Annotated in this window: 20 protein-coding genes and 2 tRNA genes; 8 read left to right on the plus strand and 14 right to left on the minus strand. The window is 63.9% G+C overall.

Annotated features, from left to right (window positions below):
- Nucleotides 1–45 precede the first annotated feature (45 nt).
- The 7 genes from CLU94_RS17815 to CLU94_RS17845 all read right to left on the minus strand — a co-directional run bounded on the left by CLU94_RS17815 (nucleotide 46) and on the right by CLU94_RS17845 (nucleotide 6,032).
- Nucleotides 46–1,050: a FecR family protein gene (locus CLU94_RS17815; protein ID WP_099666592.1), complete on the minus strand. Its 1,005-nt coding sequence runs from the start codon at nucleotides 1,048–1,050 to the stop codon at nucleotides 46–48.
- On the minus strand, nucleotides 1,047–1,574 hold the full coding sequence (locus CLU94_RS17820) for a sigma-70 family RNA polymerase sigma factor (protein ID WP_099666593.1): 528 nt from the start codon (nucleotides 1,572–1,574) through the stop codon (nucleotides 1,047–1,049). The genes CLU94_RS17815 and CLU94_RS17820 overlap by 4 nt, the downstream gene beginning before the upstream one ends.
- 183 nt (nucleotides 1,575–1,757) lie before the next feature.
- A tRNA-Met gene (locus CLU94_RS17825) sits at nucleotides 1,758–1,834 on the minus strand.
- Nucleotides 1,835–1,893: 59 nt separating this feature from the next.
- Nucleotides 1,894–1,970, minus strand: a tRNA-Met gene (locus CLU94_RS17830).
- 91 nt (nucleotides 1,971–2,061) lie between these two features.
- Nucleotides 2,062–3,021, minus strand: a complete 960-nt coding sequence (miaA, locus tag CLU94_RS17835) for a tRNA (adenosine(37)-N6)-dimethylallyltransferase MiaA (protein WP_099666594.1) — start codon at nucleotides 3,019–3,021, stop codon at nucleotides 2,062–2,064.
- Between the two features lie 126 nt (nucleotides 3,022–3,147).
- Nucleotides 3,148–5,055 (minus strand): DNA mismatch repair endonuclease MutL, encoded by a 1,908-nt coding sequence (mutL, locus tag CLU94_RS17840; RefSeq protein WP_099666595.1) that lies wholly within the window; start codon nucleotides 5,053–5,055, stop codon nucleotides 3,148–3,150.
- Nucleotides 5,056–5,093: 38 nt separating this feature from the next.
- On the minus strand, nucleotides 5,094–6,032 hold the full coding sequence (locus tag CLU94_RS17845; protein ID WP_099666596.1) for a peptidylprolyl isomerase: 939 nt from the start codon (nucleotides 6,030–6,032) through the stop codon (nucleotides 5,094–5,096).
- A 248-nt stretch (nucleotides 6,033–6,280) separates the two neighbouring features.
- Between CLU94_RS17845 and CLU94_RS17850 the strand changes: the two genes are divergently transcribed.
- Nucleotides 6,281–6,931 carry a VTT domain-containing protein gene (locus CLU94_RS17850; protein ID WP_071075583.1) on the plus strand — a complete coding sequence of 217 codons (651 nt, stop codon included), beginning with the start codon at nucleotides 6,281–6,283 and terminating at the stop codon, nucleotides 6,929–6,931.
- A gap of 99 nt (nucleotides 6,932–7,030) precedes the next feature.
- Here the strand turns inward: CLU94_RS17850 and CLU94_RS28730 are convergent, their stop codons facing one another.
- Complete coding sequence (locus CLU94_RS28730) at nucleotides 7,031–7,222, minus strand: hypothetical protein (RefSeq protein WP_251351786.1); 192 nt, start codon at nucleotides 7,220–7,222, stop codon at nucleotides 7,031–7,033.
- On the opposite strand from CLU94_RS28730, the gene CLU94_RS17855 reads away from it, so the two are divergent.
- Complete coding sequence (locus tag CLU94_RS17855) at nucleotides 7,221–8,120, plus strand: carbonic anhydrase (protein ID WP_305055851.1); 900 nt, start codon at nucleotides 7,221–7,223, stop codon at nucleotides 8,118–8,120. The two genes, CLU94_RS28730 and CLU94_RS17855, sit on opposite strands and share 2 nt — an antisense overlap.
- A 98-nt stretch (nucleotides 8,121–8,218) precedes the next feature.
- On the opposite strand, the gene CLU94_RS17860 is transcribed toward CLU94_RS17855, so the two are convergent.
- From CLU94_RS17860 to tsaE, 3 genes are read right to left on the minus strand one after another with little or no spacing between them, the layout of a single operon-like run.
- On the minus strand, nucleotides 8,219–9,055 hold the full coding sequence (locus tag CLU94_RS17860; protein WP_099666597.1) for a D-hexose-6-phosphate mutarotase: 837 nt from the start codon (nucleotides 9,053–9,055) through the stop codon (nucleotides 8,219–8,221).
- 14 nt (nucleotides 9,056–9,069) lie between these two features.
- Nucleotides 9,070–10,470, minus strand: coding sequence for an N-acetylmuramoyl-L-alanine amidase (locus tag CLU94_RS17865; protein WP_099666598.1), 1,401 nt, complete (start codon nucleotides 10,468–10,470; stop codon nucleotides 9,070–9,072).
- Entirely contained in the window at nucleotides 10,434–10,922 is a 489-nt protein-coding gene (gene tsaE, locus CLU94_RS17870; protein ID WP_034780043.1) for a tRNA (adenosine(37)-N6)-threonylcarbamoyltransferase complex ATPase subunit type 1 TsaE, read from the minus strand. The genes CLU94_RS17865 and tsaE overlap by 37 nt, the downstream gene beginning before the upstream one ends.
- A 78-nt stretch (nucleotides 10,923–11,000) precedes the next feature.
- Here tsaE and queG point away from each other — a divergent pair, with 78 nt between their 5' ends.
- The gene (gene queG / locus CLU94_RS17875; protein ID WP_099666599.1) at nucleotides 11,001–12,092 is read left to right on the plus strand and encodes a tRNA epoxyqueuosine(34) reductase QueG; all 1,092 of its coding nucleotides are present in this window, start codon (nucleotides 11,001–11,003) and stop codon (nucleotides 12,090–12,092) included.
- A gap of 7 nt (nucleotides 12,093–12,099) precedes the next feature.
- Here the strand turns inward: queG and CLU94_RS17880 are convergent, their stop codons facing one another.
- Entirely contained in the window at nucleotides 12,100–12,444 is a 345-nt protein-coding gene (locus CLU94_RS17880; protein ID WP_180278693.1) for a DUF3052 family protein, read from the minus strand.
- A gap of 146 nt (nucleotides 12,445–12,590) precedes the next feature.
- Here CLU94_RS17880 and CLU94_RS17885 point away from each other — a divergent pair, with 146 nt between their 5' ends.
- The gene (locus tag CLU94_RS17885) at nucleotides 12,591–13,247 is read left to right on the plus strand and encodes a PadR family transcriptional regulator (protein ID WP_099666601.1); all 657 of its coding nucleotides are present in this window, start codon (nucleotides 12,591–12,593) and stop codon (nucleotides 13,245–13,247) included.
- Between the two features lie 22 nt (nucleotides 13,248–13,269).
- The gene (locus CLU94_RS17890; protein WP_099666602.1) at nucleotides 13,270–14,097 is read left to right on the plus strand and encodes a siderophore-interacting protein; all 828 of its coding nucleotides are present in this window, start codon (nucleotides 13,270–13,272) and stop codon (nucleotides 14,095–14,097) included.
- A 46-nt stretch (nucleotides 14,098–14,143) separates the two neighbouring features.
- On the opposite strand, the gene CLU94_RS17895 is transcribed toward CLU94_RS17890, so the two are convergent.
- Both CLU94_RS17895 and CLU94_RS17900 read right to left on the minus strand, forming a co-directional pair.
- Nucleotides 14,144–14,728: a response regulator transcription factor gene (locus tag CLU94_RS17895; protein ID WP_034780029.1), complete on the minus strand. Its 585-nt coding sequence runs from the start codon at nucleotides 14,726–14,728 to the stop codon at nucleotides 14,144–14,146.
- A gap of 32 nt (nucleotides 14,729–14,760) precedes the next feature.
- Complete coding sequence (locus tag CLU94_RS17900; protein WP_257218862.1) at nucleotides 14,761–16,779, minus strand: sensor histidine kinase; 2,019 nt, start codon at nucleotides 16,777–16,779, stop codon at nucleotides 14,761–14,763.
- A gap of 145 nt (nucleotides 16,780–16,924) precedes the next feature.
- Here CLU94_RS17900 and CLU94_RS17905 point away from each other — a divergent pair, with 145 nt between their 5' ends.
- From CLU94_RS17905 to CLU94_RS17915, 3 genes are all read left to right on the plus strand, one after another.
- On the plus strand, nucleotides 16,925–17,917 hold the full coding sequence (locus CLU94_RS17905) for a TRAP transporter substrate-binding protein (RefSeq protein ID WP_099668371.1): 993 nt from the start codon (nucleotides 16,925–16,927) through the stop codon (nucleotides 17,915–17,917).
- A 123-nt stretch (nucleotides 17,918–18,040) separates the two neighbouring features.
- Complete coding sequence (locus tag CLU94_RS17910; RefSeq protein ID WP_099666604.1) at nucleotides 18,041–18,613, plus strand: TRAP transporter small permease; 573 nt, start codon at nucleotides 18,041–18,043, stop codon at nucleotides 18,611–18,613.
- A complete protein-coding gene (locus CLU94_RS17915; RefSeq protein WP_099666605.1) occupies nucleotides 18,610–19,890 on the plus strand; it encodes a TRAP transporter large permease in 1,281 nt (426 codons plus the stop codon). The genes CLU94_RS17910 and CLU94_RS17915 overlap by 4 nt, the downstream gene beginning before the upstream one ends.
- Nucleotides 19,891–20,205 lie beyond the last annotated feature (315 nt).

Consider the following 20,205-nt stretch of genomic DNA (forward strand, 5'->3'; position numbering starts at 1 on the left):
TTGACGCACGAGATGCGCAAAGTGGAACCGCGAACGCACAATTTCTTATTTATTTTTTGCGGAGCCGCTGGCGGGGACATCGACCATCACCAGGTAGCGCGTCAGCATGCGGATGCGCAGTTGCGGGAAATTGTCGATCAACAGCTGCAGCGCCTTGTCCGTGTCGTCCAGCGGCAGCACGGCGGCCACGCGGATGCCGGCGATCTGCGCGCGGTCGTAATGCAGCTGGCCCGGGCGGTGGCGCGCCAGCTCGTCGAGCACCTCGGCCAGCGGCAGGTCGTCGACCACCAGTTGGTGCGCGCGCCACGCTTCCTGCACGCTGGCTGCATCGATGGTCGTGATCGGCCCCACGCCATCGTCCGTGATGCGCGTGCGCTGGCCCGCCTGCACCACGACGGCCGGATGTTGCGGCACTTGCGCCAGCACCTTGGACTCCAGCATGCTCAAGATGGTGGCGCCGTCTTCCCTGCGCACGCTGAAACGCGTGCCCAGGGCGCGGATTGCCGCCTGTCGGCTGTCGACGATGAAGGGGCGCTGCGCATCCTTGGCCACGTCGACGAGAATGTCGCCCTGCACCAGTTCCACATGCCGTTCGCCCGCATTGAAATGCACATTGACGGCGCTGTTGCCGGCCAGGGTGATCCGGCTGCCATCGGCCAGGGTGTGCGTGGACCATTGTCCCGTGGGACTGCGCAGGTCGGCTAGCAGGTAGGCGGGGCGTTCGCTGAAGACCAGCGCCCCGGTCAGCGTCAGCACGGCCACGGCGCTGGCCGCGGCCAGCTGGCGCAGACGTTGGCGGGGCTTGGGTGCGATGGCGGCCAGGGCGGCGCGCGCGGGGCGATGGTCGCCGCCGGCCGGCTCGCGCACGGCGTTCAACTGACGCAGCAGGTTTTCCATGCCAGCGGCGGCCGTCGCGTGCAGCGGGTCGGCGGCCTTCCATGCGGCGAAGCCGGCCTGCGCGGAGTCGCGCTCGGCCGGGTCGTCGGCGCTCAGGCGCACGATCCACCGTGCGGCCTGTTCGGCGGCGATATCCGTGCGGGGGCTATTCATGCCGCCAGGGCCGGGCAGGCGTGGCGGCAGGCCAGCAAGGCTTGCACCAGGTATTTTTGCACCATGCGCGTGGAGACGTTCAGTTGTGCGGCGACGGCGGCCTGCGGCTGCTCTTCCAGGTAGTGCAGCAAAAAGGCGTCGCGCGCCTTGGCGGACAAGGCGGCCAGCGCCGTGGCGATCTGCTCGAGCGCCTGCACGGCCATCAGGACTTCATCCGGCGAGGGCGCGCCGGGCAGGCTGTCGGCCAGCAGGGCCAGTTCCGCCAGGTAGCTGCGCTCGAGTATCTGGCGGCGCGCGCGGTCGAGCAACAAGCGCTTTGCCGTCGTCGACAGGTAGGCGCGCGGCTCGCGCATGCCGAACAGCGCGTCGCGCGAGGCGATGATGCGCACAAATGTATCTTGCGCCACGTCGGCCGCACCATGCGGGCAACTGAGTTTTTTGCGCAGCCAGCCGACCAGCCAGCCGTGATGCTCGCTGTAGAGCGACTGCACTTGCTGTTGCAGGCTGGGCTGGATGGCGGACATGGGCGACGAATAATATAAATGAGAATTATTCTCATTGTAAGCGCCAGCGGCGGATTGCCACAATCCCCGATTGCATGTGGATGGGGCTGGTGTTGCGTACAGGCCGCACGCGAGGCGGCGCCGGAAATGAAAAAACCCGCCGTTGCACGGGGCAGAGGCGGGTTGTTCAATACTGCAAATTCTTGGTGGTGATAGGTGGACTTGAACCACCGACCCCAGCATTATGAATGCTGTGCTCTAACCAACTGAGCTATATCACCAAACAGACCGGTCAGACCGGATGCTCGTTTTGACCAGGGGAAACCTGATCGATGTTCTTTGGTGGTGATAGGTGGACTTGAACCACCGACCCCAGCATTATGAATGCTGTGCTCTAACCAACTGAGCTATATCACCCAACAGCCGAGCATTATCCAGTCTTCCCTTTTTCTTGTCAATGCCGGCGCAAAAAAATGTGCGTTTTTTTCACGCGCCGGCGCTGGCGTGATTATTTTTGTAACTCCGTCAGCAAGGGCTGGATTTGCGCCAGCATGGCCGCGGCCGGATCGGGCCCCAGGCAATCGATGACGAGGCGTTCCGGCATGGAGCGTAACCAGGTCAGCTGACGCTTGGCCAGCTGGCGCGTGGCGATGATGCCCGTCTCGCGCAAGGCGGCGCGGTCGATACGGCCGTCCAGGTAATCCCAGGCCTGGCGGTAGCCCACGCAGCGCATCGAGGGCAAGCCCGGATGCAGGTCGCCGCGGCGGCGCAGCTGCTCCACTTCATCGAGCAGGGCGTCGTTTTTCAGCATGAGGTCGAAGCGCGTGGCGATACGCGCGTGCAGTACGGCGCGGTCCGACGGTTCCAGCGCGAACGATTGCAATTGAAATGGCAGCACGGTTTTTTCGCGCCGGTCCAGCAGAGCCGACATGGGCTGGCCGGACAGGGCGATGATTTCCAGCGCGCGTCCGATGCGCTGCGCGTCCTGCGGCGCCAGGCGCGCGGCCGTGACGGGGTCTTGCTGCGCCAGGCGCGCATGCATGGCGGGCCAGCCGATGGCGGCCGCGTCCTCTTCCAGCTGGGCGCGCAAGGCAGGATCGGCGCCGGGCAAGTCGTCGAGGCCATCGGCCAGGCCCTTGAAGTACAACATGGTGCCGCCGACGAGCAGCGGCAGCTTGCCGCGCGCCGTGATCTCGGCCACCAGGCGCAGGGTATCGTTGCGGAACTGCGCCACGGAGTACGCGTCGAGCGGGTCGATGATGTCGATCAAATGATGCGGTACCTGGGCCAGTTCTTCCTTCGATGGCTTGGCCGTGCCGATATCCATGCCCCGGTAGACGAGGGCGGAATCGACGGAGATGATCTCGGACGGGATGGCTTGCGCGATGGTCAGCGCACTGGCCGTCTTGCCGCTGGCCGTGGGGCCCATGATGGCGACGGCCAGGGGGAGGCGTGGGGTGTTTTGCATGTTGGTTTTGTATGATGTGGTGCAAAAGAGACTGGCAAAACGTTCAGGGCAAGGCGCATTGCCGAAGACAGTACGACCAGTACGGCGAGGCAGTGCAACGCCGCCATGGACGTTTTTCAGGCTCTTTTATTGGCCGCGCAGGAACAGTTTATCGAGCGCGTTGATCTCGACCTGCACCCACGTCGGCCGGCCATGGTTGCACTGGTCCGCGCGTTCCGTGCTTTCCATCTGGCGCAGCAGGGCGTTCATTTCCTGTACCGATAAAATCCGGTTGGCGCGCACGGCCGTGTGGCAGGCCAGGGTGCCCAGCAATTCGTTCTGGCGCTCGATCAGCACGCGCGAGCCGCCGTATTCGCGCACGTCGCGCAGTACGTCGCGCGCCAGCGTTTGCGCGTCGGCGTTTTTCAGCAGGGTCGGCACGGAACGCACGGCCAGGGTGGTGGGCGACAGGGCGGCGATGTCGAAGCCCAGCGCCTTCAAGGTGTCCTGGTTTTCATTCGCCGTCGATACTTCGATGGCGTCCGCATAAAACGTCACGGGGATCAGCAAGGATTGCACCTGCATGTCCTGGCCGGACACCTGCGCCTGCAGCGCGTTTTTCAGCTGTTCATAGAGGATGCGCTCGTGCGCCGCGTGCATGTCGACCAGCACCAGGCCCTTGGTATTTTGCGCCAATATATAAATGCCGTGCAGCTGGGCCAGGGCAAAACCCAGCGGATATTCTTCGCGCGCCATCGCTTCGGGCGAGGCGATGTAGGGCTCCGCCTGCGTGATGGGAGAACTGGCAGCGCCGCCGCCGAACAGGGCGCCATACGACGCTGTGTCTTGCGCCACGCCTGGCGCGTCGGCAAAGAAGGGGCGGGCCGCGCCGGGCGAGGCGGGCGCGAAGGTATTCGTAAATTGCGCGCCGAACGACGTTTGCGTCTGTTCGCGGCGCCAGATGCCAGGTCCACCCAAACCTGCGCCCGTGGTATCACCGCCGAGGCTGGAGGCGGCCGGCAGGGGCGCCGGCACGCTGCCGAAGGCCGTGGCCGACGTTTGCGCCAGCGCGCGCTGCACCGCGTGGAAAACGAATTGGTGCACGGAGCGGCTGTCGCGGAAACGCACTTCGATCTTCGACGGGTGCACGTTGACGTCGACCAGCGCCGGGTCGAGGTCGAGCGCCAGCACGTAGGAGGGAAAACGGTCGCCATGCAGCACGTCCTGGTAGGCCATGCGCACGGCGTGCACCAGCAGCTTGTCGCGCACGAAGCGCCCGTTGACATAAAAGAACTGGCCGTCGGCGCGCGCCTTGGACGCCGTCGGCAAGCCGGCAAAGCCGTGAATGCGCAAGGTGCCGGCCGATTCGTCCAGCGCCAGGCGCGCTTCGGCGAAGTCATTGCCAAGGATGTGGGCGCTGCGCTTGGCCAGTTCGCTGATATTCCACTGGTCGATGGTGCGGCCGTTGTGCGACAGCGAGAACGATACGTCCGGCCGCGCCAGGGCGATGCGGCGCACGACTTCGGCGCAGTGGCCATACTCCGTCTGTTCCGATTTGAGGAATTTGCGCCGCGCGGGCGTGTTGAAATACAGGTCTTGCACGTCAACCGTGGTGCCGTGCGCGCCTGACGACGGCGAAACGCTGCCATTGTGCGAGCCGACGATTTCCCAGGCGTGGGCCGCGTCGGCCGTGCGCGACGTCACGGTGACGGCGGCGACCGACGCGATCGAGGCCAGCGCTTCGCCGCGAAAGCCCAGGGTGCCCACGTTTTCCAGGTCGCTCAGCGACGCGATCTTCGAGGTGGCATGGCGCGCCAGGGCCAGCGGCAGCTGATCTTTATCGATGCCGCGCCCGTTATCGGTGATCGCGATGCGTTTCACGCCCCCTTCTTCCAGCCGCACGGTGATCTGCGTGGCGCCCGAGTCGAGCGCGTTTTCCAGCAGCTCCTTGACGACGGCGGAGGGCCGTTCGACCACCTCGCCGGCGGCGATTTGCGAAATCAACTGGTCAGGCAGGGCCTGGATCGGGCGGTGGGGCGTGATGGGAGCGTTCATCCCCTGATTATAACGGGTTGCGAATTGCCGGGCACCGGCTACTTCGCCACCTCCCGCACCGGTATCGGCGCATTGCACACGTCGACATGGCCGGCCGTGACCTTGCTCCACGGGCCGCCGCGGTGGCGCTGGGCTTCCAGCACGGCCTGGTAGGCGGCGCTGTCGGTGCGCATCACTTCCAGGTTGCTGCGCTGCGCCAAAGGCACGCTGGCAGCCAGGCGGATGGCCTTGATCGGCACGTTTTTCTCGGGGCTGTCATAAAAGCCCATGGGGCCCGTGCCGCGCGGCAGGGTCGACAGTAAGGGCATGCCGGAGACGACTCTGCCGACGACGGTGATGTCGCGGTCCAGGTGGCGCGGCGACTGGCCGATGACGGCGTACAGCTCCGTGCCGCCGCCGCTGTCGCTGGCGCTGTCGCGCCCCACGCCCACGGTGGCATAGCAATGCGTGAGCCAGGCCGTGCCGGTTTTCGGATCGCGCGCGGACGGGAAACCGTTCGAATGGCCGACCTGCGGCGCATAGCCATCGACGTCCGGCAGGCGCGTGAAGCTCTTGACGTTTGTCAAAGGTACCGTAAATTCGCCGGGCAGGGTACGCTGGGCATGCTGGATCGGTTTTGGATTTTTCTCGTTCGGATCGCCCCACTGCGCCACCCAGTTGTCCTGCGCGCGCGTGATGGCCAAGCCGTCGTAATACTGCTCGGCCACCAGGGCCTTGATGTTGGCTACGTGTTTCGGCGCGAAGTCCGGCGCCAGTTCGATCACCACGCGGCCGGCGGGAATGTCCAGGTACAGGGTGTTGTCCGGGTCCAGCGCACGCCAGTCGGACGGCTTCGAAGCCTTGATCACGTCGGCCAAGGTCGCCTTGGCGGGCAGTTCGGCGGGCGCCTTGATCTGGACGGGCGCCGCGTGGGCAGTCAGATGTGCAAGGCCCAGTACGGTGGCCATGGTCAGGCCGCTCAGTGGGTGTCGATACATGTTTTCTCCTGGTCGGCGCGGGTTGCGCCGTGCAGAAAGTGTATACCGGAATGCCAATATTTCGTTGGAAAAACATTGCATATGGCAATCCTGACAGTTGCCTGCCGATAAGGCGTTTCCTTAACCTTTACTTAAAATGCCACGCCGCCAAGGGCGCTGCCGAATTAATCACGAAATATCGGCCTGGGGACTGCCGTTGCGCTGGCCGGGTGGTGTATGATTCCGCCGCTACCTTTAGGGAAAAATATATGGATTTTGTGCAATTCCTCGACATGATCGTGCATGTCGACAAGACGCTGGGTCTCTTGATCGAGCAGTACGGTACCCTCGTGTATGCAGTGCTGTTTGCCATTATTTTTTGCGAAACAGGCCTCGTGGTGCTGTTTTTCTTCCCTGGGGATACCTTATTGTTTATCGCCGGCGCGTTTTGCGCGACGGGACAGATGCACCTGGGCTTGCTGATAGCCTTGCTGGTGACGGCCGCCGTCACGGGCAACACGCTCAATTACTGGATAGGCGAGGCCATCGGGCAAAGGGTGTTTACCCACGATTACCGCTGGATCAACAAGGATGCCATGCGCCGCACGCATGAATTCTTTGAAAAGCACGGTGGCAAGACCATCATCCTGGCCCGTTTCGTGCCGGTGGTGCGCACCTTCGCGCCGTTCGTGGCCGGCATTTCCGACATGACGCATGCGCGCTTCCAGATGTACAACGTGACGGGCGCCCTGTTGTGGGTGGTCGGTCTGGTGACGGCCGGTTACTTCTTCGGCAATATCCCATGGATCCGCGACCACCTGACCTTGATCGTGCTGATCGGAGTCGGCGCCGCCGTCGTGCCGGTGGTGCTGGGCGGCATGTGGAAACTCTACAAGCGTATGGTCGGCAAGTCGGCGTAAGGCCGCATGGATCCGGGGCCAGTGCGCTGCGGCACAGCCCGCAGCCGGCCCCGGATCCCGTTTTTCTCTGTCTTGTTTCTGTTTTGCTCCCGCCCTGATTCAAGTTTTGTTGCTTTCCAGCCGTAAACCAGAGGGTATTCTCACTTTCTGGATTTCCATGCGACATTTGAGCGCCCTGTTAGCTTGCAGCCTTGCCGCGATGGCGGCCATGGCAAGCGCCAAAGATGCCCCCGCTTCGGCGAGCGCCGCTGCATCCGCGCCCATGTCGGCGTCGGCGCGTGCGGCCGCCATGAAAACCCTGACCGAATCGGTGAAGGGCAAGGAGGCCAAGGCGCCTGTCGTCGTCGCGCCGACGGCGCGCGAGAAGGAAGAAGCGGCCGAAGTCGACCTGTCCGAACGCATCGCGGCGCGCCTGGCGGAAATGCGCGCCACCCAGGCGGCCCGCGCCGCCGCCCGCGCCAAGCGCGCCGCCGTGGTGAAGGCCGCGCCGCCGCCACCGCCACCCGTGCCGCGCGGTACGCACTGGTCGTACGAGGGCGACAGCGGCCCGTCCAACTGGAGCAAGATCAATGTCGACTGGGCCAAGTGCGGCAATGGCAACCGCCAGTCGCCGATCGACATCCGCGATGGCATGAAGGTGGAACTCGAGCAGATCAGCTTTGACTACCACCCGTCGTCGTTCAATGTGGTCGACAATGGCCACACGGTGCAGGTGGGCGTCAGCGGCGGCAATTACATCACGGTGCAGAACCGCATGTTCGAGCTGCAGCAATTCCATTTCCATCGTCCGTCCGAAGAGCGCATCAATGGCAAGGCATTCGAGATGGTGGTGCACCTGGTGCACCGCGATGCGGAAGGCCGGCAAGCCGTGCTGGCGCTGCTGCTGGAACGGGGCGCGCCGCAGGCGACCATCCAGACCGTGTGGAACAATCTGCCGCTGGAAAAATTCGAGACCATGCAGCCGACCATCCTGCTCGACCCGGCCGAGATGCTGCCGACACGGCGCGATTACTACACCTACATGGGATCGATGACGGAGCCGCCTTGCAGCGAAGGCGTGCTGTGGATGGTGATGAAGCAGCCGGTGCAGGCTTCGCCGGCGCAGATGGCGCTGTTCAGCCGTCTGTATCCCTTGAATGCGCGCCCGATCCAGCCTGCCAACGGCCGCATCATCAAGGAATCAAATTAAGCGCGCCTGCGAAAAGCCCATGGTGTTGTTACCCCGCCTCGTCGTACATGCGTACTGCCTTCGGCGAGGCGCCTAGCCCTGGACTTGTTCAGTCACTCTTAGGTAAATTCAAGGTGCTGGCGGCCGGTCCACTCGGCGCCGGCAGCCAGCGTATCGGGCTGGATCAGCGCCGGCTCGATGCAGATGAAGCGCGGCTGTTCGTCATCGGCCAGGTCGGGCAGGGCGGCCGCGTCTTGCGCGCCCGGGTTCCACACGACGGCATCCGTAAAGCCCTGCTGCTCCAGGCGCAAGGTGTGGCTGCCGGACTGCAGGCTCAGGGCGCCCGGCAGCTGGTAGTAGATGCGGTCCAGCTTGTCGTCAAATTGCAGGAATTCTTCCGCTTGCAGGGCATCCTGCGGCGTCTCGTCCGAATAGCGCACGCGCTGCAAGCCGCCCACGCGCGCCTCGCTCAACTGATCGATCGCAAAATAGCTGTGCAGGGCGGCCGAGAATGGAAACGCCTGCCCGCCCGTGTTGTGCACGGACAGGTGCAGTTCCAGCGCCTGTGCCTTGACGGCCACGCGCAGGCGCAGGGTGAAGGCCCAGGGCCAGGTGGCGGCGATCGCTTCCGGCAAGTCGGCCTGGGTCAGGACAAATTGCGCCCAGGCTGCGCCATCGGCGTCGCCCGTCGATTCCAGCTGCCACGTCGCCACGCGCGCAAAGCCGTGGCGCATGCCCGTGCCGCGCGCGCCGAACTGGGGGAAGATCACGGGCACGCCGCCACGGATGGCGCGGCTGCCATCGAGGCTCGATGCGCGGCTGCAGAACAGGCGCTCCTGGCCATCGCTGGTCCGCCACGAGACCAGGTGGCCGCCGTACAGGGTGACGGTCGCCTGCGCGCCGTCGGCGGCGCGGATGGTCACGGCCGGCAGCTGGCCAAAAGTGCTGTTGCTCATGCTAGGCTTTCATGTCAGGTCAGGCGGCTTTTCGCCAGCGGCGGATTCTTGGCAAAGTAATTCTTGATGCCCGTGACGATGGCGTCGGCCATCTGGTCCTGGTAGCCGTTGTCGGTCAGCTTGGCTTCTTCTTCCGGGTTCGAGATGAACGCCGTCTCGATCAGGATGGAGGGAATGTCGGGCGCCTTCAGCACGGCGAAGCCGGCCTGCTCGACGGAACCCTTGTGCAGGCGGTTGATGCCGCCGATTTCGCGCAGCACGGCCTTGCCCAGCTTCATGCTGTCATTGATCTGCGCCGTCGTCGACAGGTCGAGCAGCACGCTGGCCAGCTGCTTGTCGTGGTTCTTCACGTTGACGCCGCCGATCAGGTCGGCCTGGTTTTCCTTGTTTGCCAGCCAGCGCGCGGCCGTCGAGGTGGCGCCCTTTTCGGACAGCACGAACACGGACGAGCCACGCGCCGTCGGCTGGATGAAGGCGTCGGCGTGGATGGAGACGAACAGGTCGGCCTGCACCTTGCGCGCCTTTTCCACGCGCATGCCCAGCGGGACAAAGAAGTCGGCGTCGCGCGTGAGCATGACGCGCATGTTGGGCTGCAGTTCCAGCTTGGTCTTGAGGCGCTTGGCGATGGCCAGTACCACGTCTTTTTCGCGACTGCCCCGGCTGCCCATGGCGCCCGGGTCTTCGCCGCCGTGGCCGGGATCGAGCGCGATGGTAATCATGCGCACCACTTTCTGGCCCGGCAGCGGGCGCGCTTCGGGGCGCTGCTCCGGACGGATATCGGTTACGGGCGGCACGATGGGCGCTACCGGCGGTGCCACGGCGGCCACGGGCGGCTTGCCGCTCTCGGGCAGGGGCAGCGCGGGCGGCGGCGTATGCGTGCCGGCCATGGGCGGCTTGGCCGGGTCGCTCGACCAGTCGCCCTTTTCGATCATCTGCGCGATCAGGTCCGGCTCGCGCACGGGATACAGGTCGAAGATCAAACGGTGGTTGTAGGAGCCGGCCGGCGGCAGGGTAAACAGCTGCGGCGTGACTTCTTCCTTCAGGTCGAACACCAGGCGCACCACGTTGGGCCGGTTCTGGCCCACGCGCACCTGCTTGATATACGGGTCGTTCGACTGGATCTTCGCCACCAGGCCCTTCAGGGTGGGATTGAGTTCCAGGCCTTCGATGTCGACCACCAGTCGTTCCGGATCCTTGACGATGAAGTGGGTCGCCTTGAGGATGCTGTCATTTTCCAGGGTGACGCGGGTGTAGTCCTCGGCCGGCCAGACGCGCACGGCGAGAATTTGCGCCGCCATCGCCGACATGGGCGCGAACACGGACAACAGCAGGGTGCCGCCGGCCTTGAGCACCGTGCGCCGGGTGATGGGCGAGGAGATCAAAGGTTCGGGGCGAATTTGAGACGGTGAAGGCATGACAGACCCAATTCAGAAGACGCTTGCAATTCTACATCACGTCCTGTACCCGCAACGTTCAAATAAATATTCAGGTCCGCCGGCGGCAGCACCGGTTCGGCTTTCTCCGGCCATTCGACGATGCAGATATTGCGGCCGTCGAAGTCTTCGCGAAAACCGGCGTCGAGGAATTCCTCGGCGCTGCCCATGCGGTACAGGTCGAAGTGGATGACGTTGACGCTCTGGCCATCGAGCTGCACCGTGTACGGTTCGGACAAGGTGTAGGTGGGGCTTTTCACGTGTCCAGCATGGCCGGCCGCGTGCAGCAGCGCGCGTGTGAGGGCCGTCTTGCCGGCGCCCAGGTCGCCGTGCAGGTAGATCGCCAGGCCCGGCGCCAGCGCGCGCGCCAGCGCGGCACCCAGCGCGGCGGTGCCGGCTTCGTCGTGGAGGTGGGCTTTGAAGTGTTCGGTCATTATCTTCTGTATCGCATAAAATGGAGGCTGCTGTCATTGTAACCGCCCGCGCGCCTGCCGTTTTCCGTAAAGTCCCCTATGTCCGCCACCGTCACCGATCTCGCCGCCTTGGCGCGCACCATTAAAGAATGGGGGCGCGAGCTGGGTTTTGCCGAGGTGCGCATCGCCGACGTGGACCTGTCGCACATGGAAGCGCCCTTGCAAGCCTGGCTCGATGCAGGGTATCACGGCGAAATGGATTACATGGCCAGCCACGGCATGAAGCGCGCCCGCCCGGCCGAACTGGTGCCGGGCACGGTGCGCGCCATCAGCGCGCGCATGAATTACCTGCCGCCGGCGCTGGGGCCCGACTGGCGCGAACGCGAGGCGGCGCGCGACGCCGATCCCGCGGCGGCCGTGATCTCCGTGTATGCGCGGGGCCGCGACTACCACAAGGTGATGCGTTCGCGCCTGCAGCAGCTGGCCGAGCGCATCAAGGGCGAAATCGGCGACTTCGGCTACCGCGTCTTCAGCGATTCGGCGCCCGTGATGGAAGTCGAGCTGGCGCAAAAAGGGGGCTTGGGCTGGCGCGGCAAGCACACCTTGCTGATCAACCGCCAGGGCGGCTCCTTCTTTTTCCTCGGCGAGATCCTCATCGACGTGCCGCTGCCGGTCGACCCGCCGGAAACGCCGCGCTGCGGCCAGTGCTCGGCATGCATCACGGTGTGCCCCACGCAAGCCATCCTGGGGCCGCACAAGCTCGATGCGCGCCGCTGCATCTCCTACCTGACCATCGAATTGAAGGGCGCCATTCCCGTCGAGATGCGGCCTTTGATCGGCAACAAGGTGTACGGCTGCGACGATTGCCAGACCGTCTGCCCGTGGAACAAGTTCGCTCAGCGCGCCGTGGTGCCCGATTTCGACGAGCGCCACAGCCTGGGCAGCGCCGGCATGGTGGAGCTGTTCGCCTGGACGGAAGAAGAATTCAACCGCCGCATGGAAGGCAGCGCGATTCGCCGCATCGGCCACGAACGCTGGCTGCGCAACCTGGCCGTCGGCATGGGCAACGCGGCCGCCAAGGCCCGGGGCCAGGCCGACATCGTCGCGGCCCTGCTGTCGCGCCGCGAGCACCCATCGGCCATCGTGCGGGAGCACGTCGAGTGGGCGCTGGCCTTGCACGGCGTCGTTTAACCCCCTATCAAGCCTGCTTCAGGCGCAGCGCCGACCAGTTTGCATCGATGGCGATCATTGCCACGCTGTCGAGTCCCATGGTTTGCGCAAAATTGCGGATATCGTCGCGGTGGATGTCGCTGCCCGCCTTCACGCCACCCTTGCGGTACGCCACCCAGACCGCGCCGCCGGGCGCCAGGCGCGCCTGCGCCACCGGCAGGAACCGTTCCAGTTCCGCGCGGCTGCGCGCGAACAGCACGATCCAGTCGGCGCTTTCTCCTTCACTCACCCGCCGCTCGGCCGGCAGCTGCGCCAGCAGGGCATCGTGCTCGCCGCCGTCATTTAGCACGGCCAGGGCTTGGGCATTTTTCACATACATTTTGTCAGCGGTGGTTTTGTCAGGCATGGCAGGGACGTGTCGATTGAAGAAAGACGAGCATAACAAATTTCTCCTTGACTTATCGATATATCGTTATAAAATGGCGATACCTACTAACGATATATCTTTAAAGAGAAAACATGAGAAACTCACACCACGCAGAACACGGCCACGGCGGCCACCATCATCATCACGGTCATTGTGGCCAGCACCACCATCACGGCGAACACCGCCACGAACACTACCTGCACGGCCGCGGTCCGCGTGGCTTCGACGAGCGCGGCGACGGCATGGGCCCTGGCGGCCCCGGTGGCCGGGGCGGGCGCGGCGAACGGGCCGAGCGCGTCTTCGGCCGCGGCGACCTGCCCCTGATCGTGCTGGCGCTGATCGAGATCAGCCCCCGCCACGGCTATGAAATCATCAAGGCCATCGAAGAGCGTTGCGGCGGCGCCTATGCTCCCAGCCCGGGCGCCGTGTATCCGACCCTGACCCTGCTGGAAGAGCAGGACCACGTGACGTCCTCCGAAAGCGCCAGCGGCAAGAAGCTCTACACGATCACGGACCTGGGCCGCGCTTACCTCGACGAGAACCGCGCCCAGGTGGACGGCATCCTGGCGCGCCTCGACATGTTTGCCCGCGTCCAGGCGCGCAACGCCTTGCCCGAGCGCGTGCGCCAGGCCATGCACACCCTCAAGCATGCGCTGTTGCTGAACAAGACCAACTGGAGCGACGCGGAAGCCGAGCGCGTCTCGGCCGTGCTGGAACAGGCGGCCAACGCCATCGTCGACGGCCACTGAGCCTACTTTACAAGGATAAGCCATGACTACTGCATCACCAGCAACACCACGCCCGCATGCCATCGAGCGCGTGCGGCATGACTTGAAACTGCGCGTGCTCACCGTCGTGCGCACCGAGCAGCTGACGCCGCACATGCGCCGCATCACCCTGGCCGGCGACGACCTGGACGGCTTTGTCTCGCCGGCGCACGACGACCACGTGAAGCTGTTCTTCCCCGCCTCCGGCGAAACGGTGCCCGTGTTTCCCGTGCTGGGCAATGGTTCGAATCCCATCCAGTACGCGGAAGGCGCGCGTCCCATCGCTCGCAACTACACGCCGCGCCGCTACGACGCGGCGCGGCGCGAGCTGGAAATCGACTTCGTGCTGCATGGCGACGGCCCCGCGGCCAGCTGGGCGGCACAAGCTGCACCCGGCCAGACCCTGGGCGTGGGCGGACCGCGCGGCTCGATGCTGGTGCCGCTCGATTTCGACTGGTATGTGCTGGTGGGCGACCAGACGGCCTTGCCGGCCATTGCCCGCCGCCTGGAGCAGCTGCCGGCCACGGCGCGCGCGACGGCCGTGATCGAGATCGTCGAAGACGGCGAACAGATCGCGTTGGAGTGCGCGGCGCAGCTGGACGTGCGCTGGGTGGCGCGCCATGGCCGCAAGGGACCGCTGCTGCTGGAGGAATTGGCGCAGGTCGCCTTGCCGCAGGATGGCGATGGCTATGTATGGGTGGCGTGCGAGCATGCGCAGGTGCAGGGCTTGCGCGGACATTTCATCGACGCCGGGGTGCCGAAGCAGCACCTGCATGTGGCCAGTTACTGGAAGCATGGCGTGGAAGAGCACCATGAGCATCACGACGACTGATTAGATACTTGAAACCTCGATCCGGGGTCTGACCCCGGATTTCAGTCTACTTCAACAACCCCGCAAGCTCCACCGCCGTCTTGACCTGCATCTTGTCGAAGATATGCGCGCGGTGGACTTCCACGGTGCGCATGCTGATGCCCAGCTTGTCGGCCACCACCTTGTTCATCTTCCCCGCCAGAATCAGGTCCAGCACTTCGCGCTCGCGCGTCGACAGGGTGGCCAGGCGCGCGTGCACGGCGGCCAGTTCGCCCGCCTGGCGCGAGTTGGCCAGGCCCTGCTGTACGCGGTCCATCAGGTCGTTGTCGTTGAACGGCTTTTCAAAGAAATCGAAGGCGCCCCGTTTCAGGCTGTCGACGGCCATCGGCACGTCGCCGTGGCCGGTGAGGAAAATCACGGGCAGGCGCGCCGTCAGGTCGCGCTTGACCAGCTGGTCGAACAGGGCGATGCCGTTCATGTCGGGCATGCGCACGTCGAGCAGCACGCAGTCGCCGGCGGCGTCGAAACTGCCGTCCAGGCTATCGAGGAATTGCTGGGCGCTGGCGTAGTTGCGCGCCTCGATGCTGCGCGAGGCGGCCAGCCAGGACAGGGAGTCGCGTACGACCTCTTCGTCGTCAATGATGTGCAGCATGGTGTCTCCGGATTGTCGTTATGCGTTATTCGTTAAGGCGAGTGCGGCGCGCGCGGCGCGGCCGGCACGCTGAATGTAAAGATCGTACCGCCAGCGGGGTTGGCGCCGAAGGTCAGCGCGCCGCCGTGAAATTCGATGGCGGTGCGGCAGATGTTCAGGCCCATGCCCATGCCTTCGGACTTGGTCGAGAAAAACGGCGAAAACAGCCGCTCGGCCACGTCCTGCGGGATGCCGTGGCCATGGTCGATCACGTCCACCGTCACCATGCCTTGCTGCGCATCGTGGCTGGCCCGCAGGCGCATGATACGCCGTCCCGGCGCCGCATCCTGCATAGCCTCGATGGCGTTGCGCGTCAGGTTCAGCAGTACTTGCTCGATCATCACGGGATCGGCACGCAGCAGCGGCAGGTCCGGCGGCAGCTCTTCCTGGATGGTGACATAGTATTTGCGCGCCTGCAGGTCGATCAGCGCGCGGATGCCGTCGATCAGGGTGCGGATGGCGATATCCTGGCGTTGCGGCTCGCTCTTGCGCACGAAATCGTGCACGCTGCGGATGATCTGGCCGGCCCGCTGCGCCTGCGCGCTGGCCTGTTCCAGCGCCGGCTTCAGGGTATTCGGCTCGACGGGCGCGCCGCTGTCGATGGCGCGGCGGATCAGGTTCAGCGCGCCCGTCGTGTAGCTGGAAATGGCCGCCAGCGGCTGATTTAATTCATGCGCCAGCATCGACGCCAGCTCGCCCATGGTGGCCAGGCGCGAGCTCGTTTGCAGCTTTTCCTGCTGCTGGCGATTCAGTTCCTCGACCCGCTTGCGGTCCGAGATGTCGAGCACGGAACCCATCCAGCCCGTCTGCTGGCCGTTCTTGTCCACCAGCGGGGCCTCGAAGATCAGCACGGGCACGCGCGTGCCGTCCGGGCGCTGGAAATAGGTCTCGAACTGCGGCGTGGGATTGCCGGCCAGCGCCTTGACGAAGCGCTGCTGATATTCTTCCAGCGCCTCGGGCACCCAGTAGGGCATGGGGGGCAGGCGCCCCAGGATTTCCTCGGGCGGATAGCCGACGATCTGGCAAAACGCGGGATTGACATAGGTGACGCGGCCTTCCAGGTCGCGCGCGCGCATGCCCGTCACCAGCGAGTTTTCCATCGCCGTGCGAAACAGCATCTGCTGGCGCAGCGCGCCTTCGGCCACCAGGCGGCGCGAGATGTGCCGCCACAGGGCCAGCAGACTCCATAATAAACCCAGCGACAGGGCGATGACGGAGCCGACCAGCAGATTGGGCAGCAGCTTGGGCTGGCTTTTCACGCTGTCGGTAAACAGGGTGATGGTGGCGCCGGGCACGTCGAGCGCGCGCTTGTGCGTGTACACGCCGTGGCCGGGACCGGCGGCGGCGCGCCGCGCCAGCACCTTGTCGTCGCGGTCGATCAGCGAAATCTGGTTATCCTGCGCAAACCACCACGGCACCATTTCATCGAGCAGGCTGCTGATCTGGTAGGTGGCCACCAGGCTGCCGACATAGCGCTGGCCGTCGAACAGGGGCTGGTGGTAATCCATCAGCATGGCGCCGGGCGGAGCGTCGGGAAAGCCGCTTTGCTGCGAAGGCTGGGCGTACTGTCCCCGGTGCAGGCGGCGCGCATTGTCGGCCGCCGTCAGAGAGGCCGGCGAAAACGACAACGCATGCGGCAGGCTGTTGTCGCTGGTAGCCAGCACCTTGCCGCTGGTGTCGAGCCACAGCACGCGCTGCAATTCGCGGCCATTGCGCAGCATCTGCTGCAGCCGTTCGTGCACTTTTTCCGCGCCCAGCGAGGCGCTGGCGATGTCCACGCCCAGGTTGAACAGGCTTTCCTCGTTGCGCGCCAGCTGGAAGCGGATGGTTTGCTCCACCCACAGGGTGTCGGCGATCAGCTGCTCCTGGCGTTCGTTGCTTTCCATCTGGCGCGCCTGCCAGGGCAGCCAGAACAGGATGGACAGGAACAGCAGCAGCAGGATGACGGGCAGCAGCCAGCGCATCGGGCTCGATAGCTTGAAGCGGCGCGCAAAGGTGGGGGGAGTCGGCATGGCTGGCAGGGTAGCGGCTTATCGGGAGCCGGCTATTGTGGTTAACCACAATAGCCGGAGTAGTTTCTTTGGCACAATATCCAAGTAGACAAAAAATAAAGTTTTTTAAAAAACCACTCAGGAGACAAAAATGCAACTGCCGCCAATGAAAACCCTGTTCGTCGCGCTGTGCGCCGCCATCGGCGCCACCGCTGGCGTCCACGCCTACGCGCAAGCGCCCATCGTCATCAAATTCAGCCACGTCGTGGCCACCGATACGCCGAAAGGCCAGGCCGCCGAGCGCTTCAAGCAGCTGGCCGAGAAAGCCACGAATGGCAAGGTCAAGGTCGAACTCTACCCGAACAGCCAGCTGTACAAGGACAAGGAAGAACTCGAAGCCCTGCAGCTGGGCGCCGTGCAGATGCTGGCGCCGTCGCTGGCCAAGTTCGGCCCCCTGGGCGTAAAGGAATTCGAAGCGTTCGACCTGCCCTACATCTTCCCCACCAAGACGGCGCTGTACAACGTCACCGAAGGCGAAATCGGCAAGAGCCTGCTGAAGAAACTGGAACCCAAGGGTATCACGGGCCTGGCCTACTGGGATAACGGCTTCAAGGTGATGTCGGCCAACAAGCCGCTGCATACGCCGGCCGATTTCAAGGGCCTGAAAATGCGCATCCAGTCGTCCAAGGTGCTCGACGCGCAGATGCGCGCGCTAGGCGCCAACCCGCAGGTGCTGGCCTTCTCGGAAGTGTATCAGGCGCTGCAGACGGGCGTGGTCGACGGTACGGAAAATCCGCCATCGAATATGTACACGCAAAAGATGCATGAAGTGCAAAAGCACGTGACCGTGTCGAACCACGGTTACCTGGGCTATGCCGTCATCGTCAACAAGAAATTCTGGGATGGCTTGCCGCCCGAAATCCGCGGCCAGCTGGAAAAAGCCATGCGCGAGGCGACCACGTTTGAAAAAGCCATTGCCCAGCGCGACAATGACCAGGCCCTCGACGCCATCAAGAAGGCGGGCAGGACGCAGATCTATACCCTGACGGTGCAGGAGCAGGCCGAGTGGCGCAAGGCGCTGGCGCCCGTGCAGAAGGCCATGGAAGGGCGCATCGGCAAAGATCTGATCTCGGCCATCAACAAGGAAAGCGCGAAGTAAGCCGCAGGCTGTAGCGCGCCGCGCCGCCTGGCGCGGCAGGCAGGGCACCCTGCCAGTCCGTTTGAACGACTCCTGCGCGTCCTGCGCGGGAGTGCGTGTACCCGCATTCTTTGAAAGTCCACCATGAAATTTCTGGATCACCTGGAAGAGTGGCTGATCGCGTCCCTGATGGGCGCCGCCACCTTCATCATCTTCGTCGCGGTCGTGCACCGCTACCTGGCGGGCTTGCCTATCCCCGGCCTGCAAGACTTCCTGATTCAAATCAATACCAGCTGGGCCCAGGAACTGTGCATCTACATGTTCGTCTGGATGGCCAAGTTCGGCGCCGCGTACGGCGTGCGCACGGGCATCCACGTGGGCGTCGACGTCTTGATCAACCGCATGAATCCCCGCTGGCGCGACCGTTTCATCGTTTTCGGCCTGGGGGCCGGCGCCCTGTTTACGGGCATCGTGGGCACGCTGGGCGCCAGCTTCGTGTGGTCGATCGGCCACACGGACCAGACCTCGGCCGACATGGAAGTGCCGATGTGGCTGGTCTACCTGGCCGTGCCGCTGGGTTCCTACCTGATGTGCTTCCGCTTCCTGCAGGTGATGGTGCATTTCATCAAGACGGGCGCCTTGCCGAAACACGACCACTCGCACGTCGAGGGGCTGGAAGACGAATTGACGGCTGAAGAAAAAGGAGCCAAGGCATGAACGCGCTGATCATCTTTGTATTGCTGCTGGCGCTGATGCTGACCGGCATGCCCATTTCCATTTCGCTGGGCCTGACGGTACTGACGTTTCTGTTCACCATGACCAGCGTGCCCATCGAATCGGTGGCCCTGAAGATTTTCACGGGCATCGAAAAATTCGAAATCATGGCCATCCCGTTCTTCATTTTGGCGGGCAACTTCCTCACGCATGGCGGGGTGGCGCGGCGCATGATCAACTTCGCCAGCTCCATGGTGGGCCACTGGCATGGCGGCCTGGCGCTGGCCGGCGTGATGGCGTGCGCGCTGTTTGCCGCCGTCTCCGGTTCCAGCCCCGCCACCGTGGTGGCGATCGGTTCCATCATCCTGCCGGCCATGGTCAAGCAGGGCTATCCGCGCGGTTTCGGCGCCGGCGTCATCACCACCTCGGGCGCCCTGGGCATCTTGATACCGCCATCGATCGTGATGGTGATGTATTCCGTCAGCACCAACACGTCCGTTGGCAAACTGTTCATGGCGGGTGTGATTCCCGGCATGATGCTGGCCATGCTGCTGGGCCTGACCACGTGGTTCTTGGCGCGCAAGCACAACTATCCGCGCATGCAGAAGGCCAGCTGGGGCGAGCGCTTCGTGACGTTCAAGAAGAGCGCCTGGGGCCTGCTGTTGATCGTCATCGTCATGGGAGGCATCTATTCGGGCGCCTTCACGCCCACGGAAGCGGCCGCCATGGCTGCCGTGTATGCCTTCATCATCGCCGTCTTCGTCTACAAGGATTTGAAGATCAAGCAAGTGGGCAAGGTCTTGCTCGATTCGGCCGCCATGTCGGCGATGCTGTTGTACATCATCACGAATGCCGTGCTGTTCTCGTTCCTGATGACCAGCGAAAACATCCCGCAAGCGATGGCCGAATGGATCACAGGCAAGGGCCTGGGCGTGATCAGCTTCTTGTTGGTGGTCAACGTGCTGCTGTTGTTGGCTGGTAACGTCATGGAACCGTCGTCCATCGTGCTGATCATGGCGCCGATTCTGTTCCCCGTGGCCATGAAGCTGGGCATCGACCCTGTGCACTTCGGCATCTTGATCGTGGTCAACATGGAAGTGGGCATGTGCCATCCGCCCGTGGGCCTGAACCTGTACGTGGCGTCCGGCATCACCAAGATGGGCATCTCGGAGCTGACCGTGGCCGTGATGCCGTGGCTGCTGACGATGCTGGGCTTCCTCGTGCTGATTACCTACGTACCACAAATCTCGCTGTGGTTGCCAAATTTAATTTACAACTAAAACAGTTGTCCCCGTCATGGTGCAAAAAAAGTCGATCCGGCCGAATAAATGCGCTATGATGGGCAGCCTTAAGGGGAAACACGTATATGCATATGCGCCCTGGTAGCAAGGCTGAAAGACAGAATTGGTAACAAGGTTAGTGGGGGAGTGGTCTATAAAAACGGTATTGATACCGGGGATATATTGAGGAGACACACGTTTCACAGAAGTTGTTGAGTCATAGCTGTCTGCGGCCACAAGCCGGCACCGGCGGACCCAAACGACCGGGAACGTGAAGCAATATTTGAAGCGCACCGTCTGGTGCGCTTTTTTTTC

It is taken from the genome of Janthinobacterium sp. 13 (assembly GCF_002749695.1).
GTDB lineage: Bacteria > Pseudomonadota > Gammaproteobacteria > Burkholderiales > Burkholderiaceae_D > Janthinobacterium > Janthinobacterium kumbetense.